This window comes from Amycolatopsis sp. cmx-4-61, assembly GCF_046548775.1.
GTDB lineage: Bacteria > Actinomycetota > Actinomycetes > Mycobacteriales > Pseudonocardiaceae > Amycolatopsis.
In genome coordinates, this window is the sequence record NZ_JAEBEI010000021.1 from 95,874 (window position 1) to 110,717 (window position 14,844).

The 14,844-nt window shown below is 69.2% G+C and carries 6 protein-coding genes; all 6 read right to left on the reverse strand.

Annotated features, from left to right (window positions below):
* Nucleotides 1–27: 27 nt before the first annotated feature.
* Complete coding sequence (locus tag ACLJOU_RS39310) at nucleotides 28–1,077, reverse strand: Wadjet anti-phage system protein JetD domain-containing protein (protein WP_410574349.1); 1,050 nt, start codon at nucleotides 1,075–1,077, stop codon at nucleotides 28–30.
* A complete protein-coding gene (locus tag ACLJOU_RS39315) occupies nucleotides 1,074–5,468 on the reverse strand; it encodes a hypothetical protein (RefSeq protein WP_410574350.1) in 4,395 nt (1,464 codons plus the stop codon). The genes ACLJOU_RS39310 and ACLJOU_RS39315 overlap by 4 nt, the downstream gene beginning before the upstream one ends.
* Nucleotides 5,465–6,205, reverse strand: coding sequence for a hypothetical protein (locus tag ACLJOU_RS39320; protein ID WP_410574351.1), 741 nt, complete (start codon nucleotides 6,203–6,205; stop codon nucleotides 5,465–5,467). The genes ACLJOU_RS39315 and ACLJOU_RS39320 overlap by 4 nt, the downstream gene beginning before the upstream one ends.
* A complete protein-coding gene (locus ACLJOU_RS39325; RefSeq protein WP_410574352.1) occupies nucleotides 6,202–7,746 on the reverse strand; it encodes a hypothetical protein in 1,545 nt (514 codons plus the stop codon). Before ACLJOU_RS39325 ends, ACLJOU_RS39320 begins: the two co-directional genes overlap by 4 nt.
* A 41-nt stretch (nucleotides 7,747–7,787) precedes the next feature.
* On the reverse strand, nucleotides 7,788–9,047 hold the full coding sequence (locus ACLJOU_RS39330) for a DUF2397 family protein (protein ID WP_410574353.1): 1,260 nt from the start codon (nucleotides 9,045–9,047) through the stop codon (nucleotides 7,788–7,790).
* A gap of 80 nt (nucleotides 9,048–9,127) precedes the next feature.
* A complete protein-coding gene (locus tag ACLJOU_RS39335; protein ID WP_410574354.1) occupies nucleotides 9,128–14,824 on the reverse strand; it encodes a hypothetical protein in 5,697 nt (1,898 codons plus the stop codon).
* Between the last annotated feature and the right edge of the window lie 20 nt (nucleotides 14,825–14,844).

The window sequence follows — 14,844 nt, forward strand, 5'->3', positions numbered from 1 at the left end:
GCGGTCCTGGCCAAGGCCCAATTTCGCTCAGGCGGCATCCAGCGTGGGAAGACGTGCCATCAGCAGCTCGTACCCCACGGCCTCCTGCGGGATCCGCGTACCGGCCGTCAGCACGTCCTGGGCTTGCCCGGCCAAGGGTCCCATCCAGCCCGCTACCTGCGCGGCGACGTGCTCGGCCACCGGCTCAGCAGGACGTCGGTAGGACGTCGCGAACAGGAGGTCGTAGAGCGAGTACGCGGGCTCAACCACCGGAAGCCCCGCACGCTGGGAGTTAAGACTCGCGGTGGCCGGGATCTGCAAACCGTTGAGATCGACGTCGCCGAAATAGACGATCCGATCCGGCGGCGGAGACAGGAGCGGGACGGACAAGACCGCCGACGGAAACTGGCTACCCGTCCCGTAACCGACGTACCGAGCCGGGCCGCCGGCGGCAGCGCTGAGCCGCGTGGCTTCGAGCAGCGACGTGTAGGTGTGATGGTTCTCCGCGATCAGCAGCGCGGTACCGCGCGGGTCAGGAGCCCCCGCTACCCACTGCGAGACGAAGGGAATAGGCACCTCGTGGCAGCGCAAGAGGTCCATCGTCAACGCGCCCGAGGTGAACAAGCGCGTCGACTTCAGGCGGTCCAGCCGCTTCTCGTCACCAAATAGCTCCAGCGAACGTTCGCGAACCGGCACGCTCGGTCGCGACGCACCTTTGTCGCGCAGGAAAACTGCGGCGATCTCGAGTACCCCGATCTCGTCGTCGCGGGCGGCGATGCGTCCCGCGGCCTCGAGCGCCGCCGGCCAAACTCGAACGTCCCGCGGCGCACGACCAGGGCGCCGGCGGGGCGGGAGACGTACCCATTTCGGCAGCGGAGGCTCCTCCCGCGTGTCGAAATGCTGACGCGACACGGGGAACACCACCTGACCGGCCGCCACCAGCTCGTCCAGTGCCTCGCGGATTTCGCTTCGGGCGCTCGGCGTCGTGGCCAGGCTTCGGTCGAAGGCGACCGCGGCCGCGTAGAGGTCAACCAATCCCACTCGCTGCACCGGCGACGCCGCGACGTGCTCGGCGAGCCGCTCGGCCAACGCGTTCACGAGTCGTCCTCGCGCAGGACTCGGGCGCTGGTGATACCGTCGTCATCCGCGGTGACTTGCTGGTCTAACACCACGTAGCGCCGGTTGCGAAGCGAGCCGGGCGCGTTGCGCATGCGCAGCACGTTGGGGAACTGGCCCACCGCACCGAGATCCTCCACGCCGGTCGTGTACACGAGCTGGACACCGTGCGCCGCCGCGACGTCCCGCTGCAGGCGCAGCAGGGCAACGTGGCTGGCCGTGCCGAGCGGGTTATCGAGCACGAGAGTCCCGCCGATGGCCGCCCGTCCGCGTCCGCGGTTGACCGCCCGCAGCCGCGCGAGCGTGCAGTAGAGCGCCACGCACACGGTCAGCTTCTCACCGCCGGAGAACTTGCCGAGGTGGGTGACGTCGACCGGTTCGATCGCGAGATCGCTGTTGGGCTTGAGCACCTTGACCGTGAACCCACGCGGCGCGACCGCTTCGTGCACGCACTTCTTGAGAACCGCGAGCCCCTCCGGTTTCGTCTTCTTGTCCGCGACGATCCGATCGACAACCGCGTCGATCCGGGCATGCAGGTCCTCGTCCCCGGCCGGACGCAGGAAGTTGATCCGCAGAAAGTGCTCGTTCGCCCACCGCCCCAGCGTGCCGGGTAGTTTCGAGTGCCGATGCGCGGACTCGAGGGTCGCGAGCACGTCCTTCACCAGGCCCGCGATCTCCCCGACCACGAGCCGCTGATCACGCCCGATTTCGGCGAGCTGGCCGTCGATCGTCCGGTACCGCACCCGCATTTCTTGCGCGCGGGCTTCGGCGCGGTCCGCAAGCACGTCCGCGTCGTCCCCCGTGAGACGGTCGCGGATCGCGCCGGGCACCTCGGCGAACCGGGCCTCAGCAGCGATCCTGCGGACCTCGGCGATCGACCTGGTGACACGGTCGGCGGTCTCCTCGGCCTCCTTATTCGCCGACTGGAGCCGACTGAGCAGCGACTCGAGGTCGGCTTCCGGCTCGTCCCCGGCATAGGCCGGGACGTCTCCGGGCACCTCGACCGGAGTGGCGGCGCCAGCGAGCCTTTTGGCTTGCTGAGCGAACACCTGGGCCGCCGTGTCAGCTTCGGACGCGAGTTTGCCAGCATCCTCGGCCTCGCGGTTGAGCCGGGTCACCTCGCTGCTCATTTCGGTCGCCCGCTCGGCTTCCGCCGCCGCTCGTTCCCGGGCCTCCGCCTCGGTCGCGGGCTCGTCGTCGAGCGGGGCGTGCCGCAGCCGATCACGCGGAGTGCGCTGCTTGACCTCTTCCGATGCCTGGTTGAGTTCGGTCTTCGCCTCGCTCAGCTTCTGTTGTGCCTCGTTGGCCACTTCGCGGGAGCGTTTCCGCGCTGCTGCTCGCCGGTCCGCGTCCTGACCGTCGCCGGTCGCGAGCAGCTGCTGCGCGAGCTCGCGCGCGGATTCCGGGTACTCGGCCAGCGCCCGGTCCGCCCGTTTGCCTCGCTCGAGGTGTGCGGTGAGACGCTCGGCCAGCACGGATTGGGAAGCCACGGTCTGCCATTGCGAGTCCAGCTCGGCGAACCGGCTGCTCAGCCACGACAACGGATCGCCGTCGCCGGTCACGACGGCCTCCCGATCGCCGTCGAGCAGGGTGACCTGGGTGGAATCCCGTTCGTACCGCTTCCAGTTCGCCTGGTGCTGCGAGGCCAGCGAACGAGCGGCTCGCTCCGTCTCCTGCAATTCCGACACCCGGCTTGCGGCCTCGTCGGCGATGCCGGTGCAGACCTCGACCTCCTTATCGAGCTGCGCGATCGCCAGCTGGATCCCCGGCCGTTCGGCGGTCCGCTTCGCCAGCGCGTTCAGCCGCTCGATCCGCTGCGCCAGCCGGTTCAGCTCGTCGCTCAAGCCGACTTCGGTTACCGCGTCCTCGGCTTCCTGCTCGTCCAGCTCATCGATCTGCGCCCGGACGACCTGATCGTCGTCGGTCAGGCCCGAGATAGCCTCGTCAAACTCTTCGACGGCCTTCTCCAGCGCATCGAGGTGCCCCGCCGGGCAGTCTTCGAGCAGCGACTCCAGCGTCGCCAGCAGCGCCCTGTCCGCCTTCGCCTGTTCCTGCAGCTCCGAGATCCGCCGGTCCTGGTCACGCCTACGTTCTTCACGGTCCGCTCGCGCGTGTTCCGCCGCATCGCGGTCATAGAGCGCGGGTTCGCTGGGGAACACAAGGTGTGCCGGCGGCGCCGCGGCCACCGCCCGTTCGAACTGCGTAGCTGTGGATACCGCGACGTGCGCGACGGTGTACCACGGCTTGGAGGCAAGAGCACGGCGGGCGTTCTCCGCGTCGCCGTCGGCGACGACCACACCAGCGGCGAGTTCCGCGACGCCAGGATTCTCCAGCACCGATGCGCGCTCGGCTTCGGTGACCAGGTCACGGAGGGTCTGCCAGCCCGGTGTTGCCGGTACCCCGGCCGCCACAAGCACCTCCGCGGCCCGTTCGGCGTCGCGCGTGGTGGGCAGGAAGTCGTCGGTCTGGAGCCCGTCCAGCGCGCGGTTGTCCTCGGCGGCGTCCACCCGGATGGCCACGACGGCCGACTCGGCGGCCGACGCCTCCCGGGTCAGCGCCGCGCGCAGGTCCGCGGCCTCGGCCCAGAGGTCGAGCCGGGTCCCGGCGGCCAGCTGGGTCAGCTCGGCCAGCCGGACGTCCGTAGCTAGTGCGTCGGCCCTGGCCACGAGCTTGCGCCTGTCGCCATCAAGGCGATCGCGTTCGGCCGTCGCGGCCGTGCAATCAGTCGCCAGCTTCCGGCTCCGCGCTTCCAGCTCGCCGCGAACCGCGGGCCGGGCCTCACGGCGCTTCCGCACCTGGCCTTGCAGATCCTCCCTCTCGCGGCGGTTCTGCTTCGTTGCGGCCAAGATAATCGAAGGATCGGCCTGATCGTCCGCGAGATCGCCCAGCACCACGGCGGCGGCCACCTCTTCGCGGATTTCGATCAGCCGACCACGAGCGGTTTCGGCACGCACGCTTGCCTTGACTGCCAGTTTCCGGTTCTGCTGCTCTCGAGCACCTTCCGTCTTCGCGTCCGCTTGCGCCTCGCCGGCTGCCGTATCCGCAATCGTTTCGGCTTCGCGCTCTTCCTCGGAGAGCTGCGCGTAGCGGGCCTTGAGCGTCGCGGCGGCGTTGTCTCGGGCTTCCCGTAGCGGAGCGGTCTCCCGGTCCTCCTGGGCGATCTGCTGCCGCACGTCCTCCGCGTGAAGGTGAGCTTCGACCCGATCGGCGAGGTGCCCCACCGCCTGCCAGGCCAGGTCCTCGTCGTTGGCTTCGTCCGCGGTGATGGTCGCCCTTTCCCAGCTGGCCTTCGCGGTCTTCTTCCGGTGGTTCGCCGCGACCCGGTACAGCTCGCTTGCGATGTCGTTAACCCGGCTGCGCTCCCGATCTAGCGTACGAGCGCTGTTCCCCAGTCGGTCCGCTTCTTCTGCCAGCCACTTCCGGTCGCCCTCCCGCGCCGAAGCCGCGGTACGGAACGCTCCGGCAAGCCGGGCAGCGGACGAGCGGGCTCCCGCAGCCGCCTCACCCGCCGTCTTCGCCAGCATGTGCCGTTCGGCGAGCCGCTCCAGCCTGCCTTCCAGCTCCCCGCAGAATTCCCGGTCGACGAGCAGGCCGGGCTTGCGCGCGAGCACGTCGACGACCTTTCGCAGGTTGTTCGCGACGAGGTCGGGCTGCGTGCTGTCGACCGTCAGATCGATCAGGAAGTCGATGAACTTGTCCGTGGTCGCGAATTCGAACAGCCCGGCGACGCCACCCTCGGAATGGTTCATCTGCTTCTGGTAGGCGAACACCGCCGGGTCGAGGTTCCGCGCGGTCAGCACGTCCGTCCACTCGCCACGCTGGCGTGTGATCACGAACCTGAACTGCTGGGGATTGGCCGCCGCGATCTCCTTGAGCACGTTCACGAACTCGGCCATCGTCCGCGTCCGGCCAGATTCGTCGCGCACCGGCAGGCCGGGCAGGTCCAGTACACCCGGGACGGCGAAGAAGCTGTAGTACCAGCCCTTGAGCTTCTCGCGGTCGCGATCCGGGTCGGCGGGCTTTCGCCGTTCGTCCCATTCGTAGACGGCGCCGGTGACCAGCCGGGCCGGCCGGCTCGCGTCGCCGCCGGGCTGGGCCACCCATTCCGCCACTGTATGGCTCGTGTCGCCGGAGGACACGTAGTCCTCGAGGTGACGCTTGACCGTCTTGCCCATGAAGTCTTTGCGCAGCGGGAGCAACAGTGCGAAGAAAAGCGACAGCAGGCTCGACTTCCCGCCGCCGTTGCGCAGCCAGAGAATCGAGTCGACTGGTGCTCGCTCGCCCGCCGTCGAGACGTCCAGCGTCAGATCCGTGAAGCGGGCGGCACGGTCCCCGACGTTTGCGAGGCGGAAGGACGAAAGCTGGTAGGTCACGTCCCCACCACCGGAGTGTGGTCGCCTCGGCGCCGCGCGGCCAACAGCTCGTAGGTCGCGTTCCCCGCCAGCTCACCGACCTGGATGCGGAAGCGTTCGAGGAGTTGGAAAGTCTCGGGGCCGCGGTTCGGCGCCAGCCGCGCCAGGCCTTGGTCGACCATCCAGTTCAGGACGTTCGCGACCCAATAAGTGGAGGACGCGGCCGAGCGACGTCCCTGTCCCTTCCCCCTATCAGCCTTATAGCCGGGAGACAGTCGGTCATACGTCCGCCATGCTTCTTCGAACGACACATCTTCCAGCATTTGGGGTTCCGGTGCGCGCTTAAGCCGATCGCACGCGTCGCGGACGAACCGTTCGATCTCGTCGACCGACACCCACCGGACGCGGTCGTCGTCGAAGTCGGCCGGGGCCGGGAACACGTAAGCCGCGATGGCCGCGCTGATCAGCCCGACCAGCAGCCGGTGGGGCACCGTGCCCACGTTGGGCAGATCCGTGAGCCGGTACGCGAACACCGATTCACGGCGCGCGCCCAGCACCAGTCCTAGCTCGCCGTCGGACAGCACCTGCAGGTCCAGCCCGTCGAGGACGCTGGTCACCGCGTTGTGGAATTCCGCGTCCTCGCGGTAGCGGCCGAGCAGCGTCCGGTAGTCGGAATCGGCGCCAGGCCGCTGCTTCGGGCGGAGCGCGCAGCCGATGAGTATGCCGACGTCCGAAAAATCCTGCTGGCCAAGCGTCATGACACCTCCTGAACGGAAGTCGCGGCCCAGCGGGCGAGTGTTTCTTCGTCTTCGGCCACGATCAGGTCGTCTCCCGACCAGCCGGGTAGGTCGATCAGGCTCCCGTCGGCGTCGACCACTGCGGCCGGGCCGAGAATGTGGGCGGCGGTGTCCACTGCGGTGGAGAAGTCTTCCGCGGTCTCCGGGGCGTAGGTCCAGAGCGCCGCGAGCACGACGAGCCGCTCGACAGCACCTCGATCGAGTTCGCCGGGCAGGTCGGCGGCTTGGACGGCGAGCAGCAACGCCGACAGTCGGGCGGGCAGCGGGACGGAGTCGACTACGGCCGTAGCGGCCGCCAGGATCTCGGGCGAGACCGCGGGCGGGTCCGGGTCGCCGAGTTCTTCGTCGAGCGGTGGTTCGTCGATCCGGGGTTCTCGGCGCGGCGCGAGCAGGTCGTCGACCAGGTCGGCGAACCGCACGATCCGGGGCACCTGTGGCCCCGCGACGAACACGGCGAACGCCTCGGCCGGTTCCGCCGCGTCTTCGGCGGCCATGGTCAACAGCGGCAGGAACACACCGTCGGCGATGTCCGGGTTCCGCAGCCCTCCGACCGGCCGGAAGGACTGGCGAAGCTGTTCGTCGAGGAAGATCGTCCGCGCGCCGACCAGCCTGCCATGCAGTTCGGTGTGCCGACGACGGCATTCTTCGAGCAGACCCGCGATCCGGGCGGCCGCCGCGGTGACGGCGGGATCTGCCTCCGCTGTGTCGAGGGCGCTCCGTACGTGGTCGAGCAGCCTGCTCTCGGCGCCGAGCCGCTCCTCGAGGTGCACCCGGTTGCGCTCGAACTGCGCCGGGACGTCCTGGGCCCAGCGGTCGAGGACCGTACGGATGTCGCGCACGGTGTCGGTCAGGAGCGCGCGCAGTTCGTCGCTGTAGCGCACCGACAGCAGCCGCGACCGCTCCGCGGCCTTCTCCGCCTGGCCGAACGCGCCTCGCTTGAGCTGCCGATCGAGCATGAGCTCGACTGCGGCCTGCTCGTCTTCGACGTCAAATTCCAAACCCCCGACCAGCGCGTTGATCGCGTCCGCGGAGGCCCGGAGCACGTTCACGCCCCGCTGCTGGTCTTCGTGCTCGCTCAACAGCCGGAACTCCACAGCAATAGCCCGGTGGTGCACGGATCCGTCGGGTTCGAGCGAGAAGTCCGAGACCTGGTAGGCGAACGGGGCCTCGCGTTCCCGGCGGTTCAGCAGCGCATCGATGACGTACCGTGCGACCGCTTCGTGTACCTCGGAGGGCTGCTCGGGACATGCGCTCGCCGCCAGCCTCGCCAGGCCGCTGACAGCCTCGTCGTAGGTCACTTCCTCATCGAAACCCTGCCGGGAGATCACCGTGTCGATGGCGGCGAGCGCAAGGGTGACGACGTCGTAGTCGTGGGTGCCCCAGGACTGCCGGCTCGCATTGTCAGCCGCGTCCGCGACCGGCCGGGCTCGCAGGAGTGCCCGCACCCGCCCGCCAAAGGCCTCGTCGAACACGGCGCGGCCCACGGTCCGCGGAGCACTCATCTTGTGCCACCCCCTCGGTGCGTGGATGCCCGGAAGATCGGCTACGAGCGCGTCACCGTTACGCCGCCGGCACCTATCAGCCGACGTCGAGTCGCGAAGCCGCAAGCTCGATGCCCGCGGCGTTCCCTACCGGTCGAGAACGCCTCCCGCAACGCCTCGTCGTGCTCAAGGGTTCGTTCTCGACGTTGTCTGCTGATCTCCTCTCGCGCAGCGGTGTCATCGCGAGCTGCCGGAGGCCGCCCACGTCCCCCGGCCCGACCGGTCGCCCGTAGCAGGTCCGGCACGACTACGGTGGGCCCGTCCCGCCACGCCGGAACGCGGGGAAGGTCGTCATCGTCTGCCTCGTCGTAAAGCTTGCGCCACGAGTGGTCGCCCACCGCGGCCGAAAAGACTGCCGGGCCCAACCGGGGGTCGAGACAGGCACGAGCCAACACCAGGGCTCGAGCGCGCCCGGTGTCCGGATCGCACCAGTCCAGCAAGCCGTCCCAGTCGCCTCGACGGCTCCCTCGGGATGCCGTCAATGCCCCTCGCTCGATCAGCGTCTGGGCCTCGGACTCCGTAACAGCGGTCTCCGCGAGCATTTCGCAACTCGGCCGCAGTAACACCAGCGCACGGTGCGCTTGGGCCGAACCAGTCTCGGGCTCGGCAGTGACGCGCGTCGCGTACTCGACGAGGAGCTGCTTGAGCTCGCCGGTCGTGTCATCGTCGAGGTCGAACCGGTCGGCGAGTGTCGCGAGAGTGTCTTCGGCGCCGACGAGCGCTGCGTCGAGGTCGTCGTGGCTGGTGAACAGCCTCCCGATGTGCTCAGCGACATCTGCACCGGCCGGAGCACCGGTCGAGAAGGCCTGAGCAAGGAAATCCAGCGCGGCGACCACCCGTGCCAGGCTCGAGAGAGGGATCTCGCGCATCGTCGGTGTGCCGGCTAGCACTGTCGAATAGAACCGCTGCACCTGGCGGCCTGCGGGAGTAGCGGTCCAGCGCCAGTTGCGGGCCATCAGATCGGCATACCGCCGGATCCTGCTCGCGTCCGTCCTCGCCGACGCCGCCGTCCAATCGCGCGGCTTGTCCAGACGCGTCTCGACCAGCCGCTCGGGCAGCGGTGTCCCCGCATCCCGCAACGCCTGAGCCACCTCGGACGGTGTGAGATCCGAGATCGACGCTTCGAGGACTCGCATGATCGCGATGTACTCGTCGGACTCTGGAGCGACGAGGTACGCGGTTGCCCTTCTGGAGTCGGTTACACCTACCTCGAACCTATCGCCCGCGGGCGAATCCGCACCGGGGTTCGTTGGCTTCTCCATCTCCGCTCCCCCTCAGTGAGTGTTCTTTCACCGTACCCAGCACGACCGACAATTTCGGACAGGTAGCGGCTCACCGGCTATCAGTCGGCACCACCTCGGCGCGACGCGGAGAACACTCGCCAAGCCGCTGCGATGACCGGCTCGGCCTCCCACAAGCCGTCTCGCTGCCGCTCCACGAGCACGTCCAAATTCCGCAGGACGTTCATGGTCGCGGCTCCTCCGTGGTCGTCGAAGAGGGCCAGGAGGTCGTCGGTGGCGAGGGCCTCGTCGTAGTTCACGAACTCGCCGAACGCGTCTGCGCAAGCGGGCATCGTGGCTAAGCCGACCGCGTCGACCAGTTCTGCCGCGCCTTCCGGCCGGGCGAGCTGCTGGCGGATCTTGTCGCACACCCGCCGGGCACTTCGCGCCTCTCCCGCGGCCAGCTCCGCGGCCTGGTTCAGCAAGCTCGTCCAGCCCCCGGTGATCTGGAGCAGGTCTGCCTGACTACCCGAATCGCTGAAGGACGTCGTCAGGTTGTCCGCTCCGAACCACGAGCGGAGCCCGTCCGCCGAGACGCGGCGCAAGGGGACGACGAGGTCGGCGAGATCGGCCCGATCCGAACCACAGATCGCGGGGAACACCTCGCCGGCGTCGGCGCTGACCAGCGCGACCACCGTGCGGGTCACCCCGGCGGCGGGTAGCAGCTCGAGCGCCTGGTTGACCGCCGTCCAGGCGCTTTCGACCTTCATCCCGCCCAGGTCGCAGAACACGACCCGGTGCGGGTCGCCGGGCTTACCGCCGCGAAGTTCGCGCCGATAGCTCTCCGGAGACGTCGCCTTCTCCAGCGTGAACCGCGCTCCGACCCGGCGGTCCTCCTCCTGAAGCAGCTGCTCCACGTGGTCGGCGCCCGTGGCGCGGCTGCCCAGCACCAACCGGAGGCGATTGGAGCGTTCGATCAGCGTGGCGAACTGCTTCTCGGTCAGTGGGGCGGCCAGGCCGTCGGCAACCGTGCGGCGGGCATTCTCGGCGGCGAGCCTCGTCGGAGCCCGCCATTCCGAGCCGAACAGCTCGTCCTCGATGTCCTGCGCCGAACCCAGCAGGCGCAGGACGTTGCTGGAGCGCAGCCGCCAGCCTCCGTCCGCCGCGGCGAGCACGCCGAGTCCGCTCATCTCCTCCAAGAGCGACCGAAACTCGTCCGCTCCTTGTCCGGTGAAGCCGGCGGACCACCAGGAGTGGCATTCGTCGCGCAGCTCGCCGGTCGCCAACGTTCGGTCGGCACCGTGCTCGAGTGCGGCCAAGGCCACCACGAGGGCGATGAGCTTGTACCGCGAGTCGAGGTTCAGGGTCAGCTGGACCGCTTCCCGGACCTTCTGCCGGACTGTTTCGGATCCGATGACCCGTTCGAGCTCGTCGTCGTTGATCACGTAGCGCGGGTTGTCTTCGCGTCGCTCGTGCGCGGATCGCACGAGCGCTTCCCCGACGAGCTGCAGGAGCTTGGGCTGGTAGTTGCAGTACGCCAGGACACGGTGGATGAGCTCGTCCGACGAGAATGAGATGCCCAGCGTTTCCATCGGCGTGAACATCAGCTGGTAAGCGGGTTCCGGGGCCAGCGGGCCGATCGCCAGCGCATCCCCGAAGTGGGCGGCGGCGAGCGGCTGGTTCGGCAGCTGCGCGAACCGCTGAACCTGGTGCAGTCCCGCGAAGACCGGCTTGAACCGGCGTTCCGTTGAGTTCATCAGGTCACGCAGGCGGGTGGTCGTCGCGAAGCCGGTCGTAGCGTCCGCGTCGAAGAACTCGTCGCTTTCGTCGAGCAGTAGCACCAACCGTCGTTGGGCATCCGCACCCAACCAGGTCTTCACGACCCGTTCAGCGTGTTTGGCCGCATCCCGTCCTCGTTGGCCCGGCGCTGTGATCTCCCGCTCGGCGAGCCCGGCGACGATCATGTCCCAGAGCGCGTCCGGCTTTCGCGTCACGCCGAATCCGGGCAGCGAGAGGTACACCGCGATGTTGTCCAGTGTGACCTCGAAGCGGCGAGCCGCCGCCTGCAGTACCGCCGACTTGCCGAGCTGCCGTCCGCCGTAGAGCAGGTTGGCCCCGTGCCGCTCGAGGATGGCGGACCGCTCCGCTTGCCGGCCTTTGAACATCTCGCTCGGCACGTTGCCCGTCGCGTGCGGGTGGTACGGGTTGGTCGTCGCGAAGGGCAGGAGGATGCGTTCCGTGGCCGCGAACCGCCCACCGCCGTAGGCGGCGAGGTAGGCCAGTGCCATGTCGTCGAGCATGATCACCGGCTTTTCCGGCCGGGCCGCGGTGGCTTTGCTCAACGCTCGTCGCTGACTCGCGGAAAGCGTCCCGAATACGGCGACCAGGACGGGCGCGTCGCTCGTGTCCTGTGTGACCCAGGCGAAGAGCGTCCGGACGTCGGGTGCGTTCCAGCACAGCATGAGCCGCAGCTGGTCACCGGCCAGGGAACCGAATGCCGGGATCAACGCGTCGCCGACCCGTTTCACGCCGCTCAGCTCAACCCAGCGCCGGTTCGGCCCGTCGGACAGGCCGGCCGGGCGCTCGGCGGTGAACTCGATCCCGGCCAGCCGCAGCGCCTGGGCCAGCGCGGGCTTGAACGCCCGGTGTCGCCGGTCGCCACCGAGGTCGAGCCACGCATGCAGCCCGTCGGCCGCCGCGGTGCGTTCCGCCGGGGACAGCGGCCCGAAGTCCAGGCAGTCCGCGAGGACAGTGCCACTCTCGGCGGCCTTCAGCGCGTCGCGCACCACCGTGGCGGGAAGGGTGTCGAGTGCGGTGAGAAACCGAGGCAGGTCAAGGGATTCCGGTGCACTCGGTGGCTCTTCACCACCGAGCGCGACGAGCAGGTACTCCTCCGCGGTCGCGAGATCTCCGGCGTCGATCCGGGCGCGGATGCGGTCCGCGGCGTGCTCGGGGACGAGCTGCCCGGCCTTGTTCAGCTCGGAGGTCACCCGTTCCCACAGTTCTGCCTTGGCCTTCACCGCGTACTCGGGCAGCCGGCTGTCTATCTCGTCGAGTAGCCGGCGTACCTGGTCCAAGTCGTCACGGTCCGGCCGTGCGGCTTCGAGCTGGGCCAGCACATCGGAGCGCGCCGATTCCAGGAGCTGCCCCAGCCGGGCGGCTTTCTGGACCCGGCCTTCGATCTCCGTGGCCAGCACGCGCACCTGGGCTCGTGATCGGGCCACGGCCTGTTCGAGTCGGTCGAGCAGCGGGGTCATGTCCCGGCCGGCTTCCTCGGCGATCGCGTCGACGATCGTCCGGGCGGCGACGAAGTCCTCAATGGCCAGCCGCTCGTCGAACGCGGTCTCCCAGCCGGTGCGGTCGGCGAGCCGTATGTCATCGAGCGTCATCGGCCGGGCCGGGACGAGGTCGGCGCTGAGCCGCAGCGGCGCACAGCGCAGCAGGTCACGGTTCAGCACTGCGCGCGGGTCGGGCTCGGCACCCTTCAAGCTTTCGCCGTCGAGCATATCGATGCTCTGTTCGAGCAGAGCCAGGCAGGCAGCTGCCGCGGCCGCCAGCACGGGGTCCGCACTTTCGTGACGCAGGACATCGAGCTCGCCGGAGGCTCCCTCCTGCTCCTCGAGCACCCGAGCGCGGAGCTCGGTCACCTGCGCGGGTACCGGGTGGGTGCCGTGCGCGGCACTGGCTTCCGCTCGCACGGCGTCGACCCACACCCGCACCAGGTCGAGCGACTCCGCGACCTGCTCGATGATCTTGCGCCGGGAAGCGCCTTCGAGCGACCGTGAACCGGAGCTGCGCAGGCTGTCGTCGATGGCCTTGAGCTCGGCGACGAGATCCTGGCGCCGGCTGAGCTTGCGCAGCGTTCTGACCGCGGTCTCGATGTCTTCCCGCCGGTCAGCCGCCGCGATGGCCACCGCCCGCCCGACCAGCCCGTTCGGTGCCCACCACGTTTCCGCGATCTGGTTGGCCCGCGGGAACCGCAGGTTCCTGCTCCGGTCGCGGTCGGCGGCCGCGGCCTCCGCCGCGGCGGCGATATCGTTGTCGGCAACGGCGATCGGGGCCAGCTCGGCCAGCAAGGCCTGGTTGTAGAGCAGCCCGCGCGCGGAGGCCTTTCCGATCGCCGACGTCAAGGCGGTTAGGTGAGGCTGGCGCTCGAAGTGCCCGCTCAGCTCGTCCGCCAGTTCACCGGCATGGGGATCGGCCATCACCAGCGCTGCGCGTACGGCCGCCGTCAGCAATGCCAGCTGGGCGGCCTGATGACCGTCGAAGCCGTGCAGGTCGAGGTTTTCGAGCGAGTCCCGAAGTTCCTTAGCCGTGGTACCCGATTCGGTCCGGACGGCCGTCGCCAGCGTGAGCAGCCGGGTCGCTTCGGCGAACTGGTCGTCTCCGGCGATGTCCGCGGCGTGGTGGGTCAGAGCGAGCTTGCCGGCCCCGAGCAGTTCCGCGGTCAGTTGCCGGCCCTCGGTGTCGGCTGCCTGATCGGCGTCGTCCGGCTGATCAGTGGGAGCTGATACATCGGGCGCGGCAGCCTGCTGGACGGGAGGCGCCACCGCGAGCGGTGCGAGCCGCGGTTCAGGTTCCGGCGAGGGCTCCGCCACCGGCGTATCACGCGGTTTTGGCTCGTCGTCCGGGCGGAAGCCGAGCCGGCCCATGAGAGCGATCACGAGTAGTGGCTGGAGGTCGCCGGGCAGTGCCGCCTGCGCCGTCTGGTGGAGTTCGACCGCCACGCCGGGTTTCCCCGCGGCCGCGGCGTCGACCAGGCGGGCCAATGCCGTCAAGCCGTCGGCCCGGCTTCGCCGAGCGTCGTCCCAGTCGTCGCTTCCGAGCAGCTCACTCGCGGCGCTGCGGACGCTCGCGATCAATTCCCCGTACTCCGGCGGGCCCACGAGACCCTCGAAGCGTTCGAGTTCTGGGTGTTCGTCCGGCCGGCTTGCCCGCTCGGCCGCCTCGTCAAGCTTCTCGGCCAGAACCAGGCAATTTGCGAACGCCGATTCCGAACTCGCACCTTCGAGTAGGGCTTGCGCCGATTCGGCCTGCGGTCCGAGGGCCGCGATCGTCGCAAGGTCTTCCGCTGACGCGGTCCGGGAATCCGCCAGTTCAGCGGAAACCCTCGCTGCTGCGCGCTGGGCCTCCGCGAGGGCCTGCCGGAGCTGCTCGGCCGTCTTGACCAGCTCGTTCACCTCGGGCGCCGGAACGGGACGACCCGTCACCGCCGCGCCTCCGCTCACAGCTTCGAGCTTCCGGCAAGCAGCAACGACAGTGTCGACGAGCTCACTCGGCCAGCTGGGCAACGCAAGCTTGCTGCGCAGCGCGATCCTCAGCGCGGCCACTGACGCGGGCCCGCGCTGCCAGTCGGCGAAAACGGTTAACCGGACCGCGCTCGCCTGAGCCGGATCGTCGGTCAGGGCCTGCCGCAAGCCATCGTCGTCGTGGCTCTCGCACCATTCGGTCAACGCCGGGGCTAGCGCTCGACGCACCGGCGACACCAGAAGCTGCAAAGCACGCGTGCGCCGCTCCTCGGGCCAGGCCCGAAGGCGGGTGAGCCCGTCACGCGCTGCCATCGGCGTCGGCCGCTTCGCCGGGGGGACACGCAGGTCGCGCAGGAAATTCGTGCGGTTGGGATTCGGCAGTCGCCAGACCAGCCGGGAAAACTCCTCCGCCGTCACGAGGTCGAGCGCCGTCTCGACGACGTCGCCGAGCCGGTCCAGCAAACCGGCCAGCTCAGCCTGAGCACGCCGACGCGCGGCCTCGTCCGAGTCGGTCGCCGTGGCGGCCTCGGCCAGGAGCTCGGTGGTCCCGAGCGATCCGCCGAAGTCCATGTTATGACGGTGACGCCGGT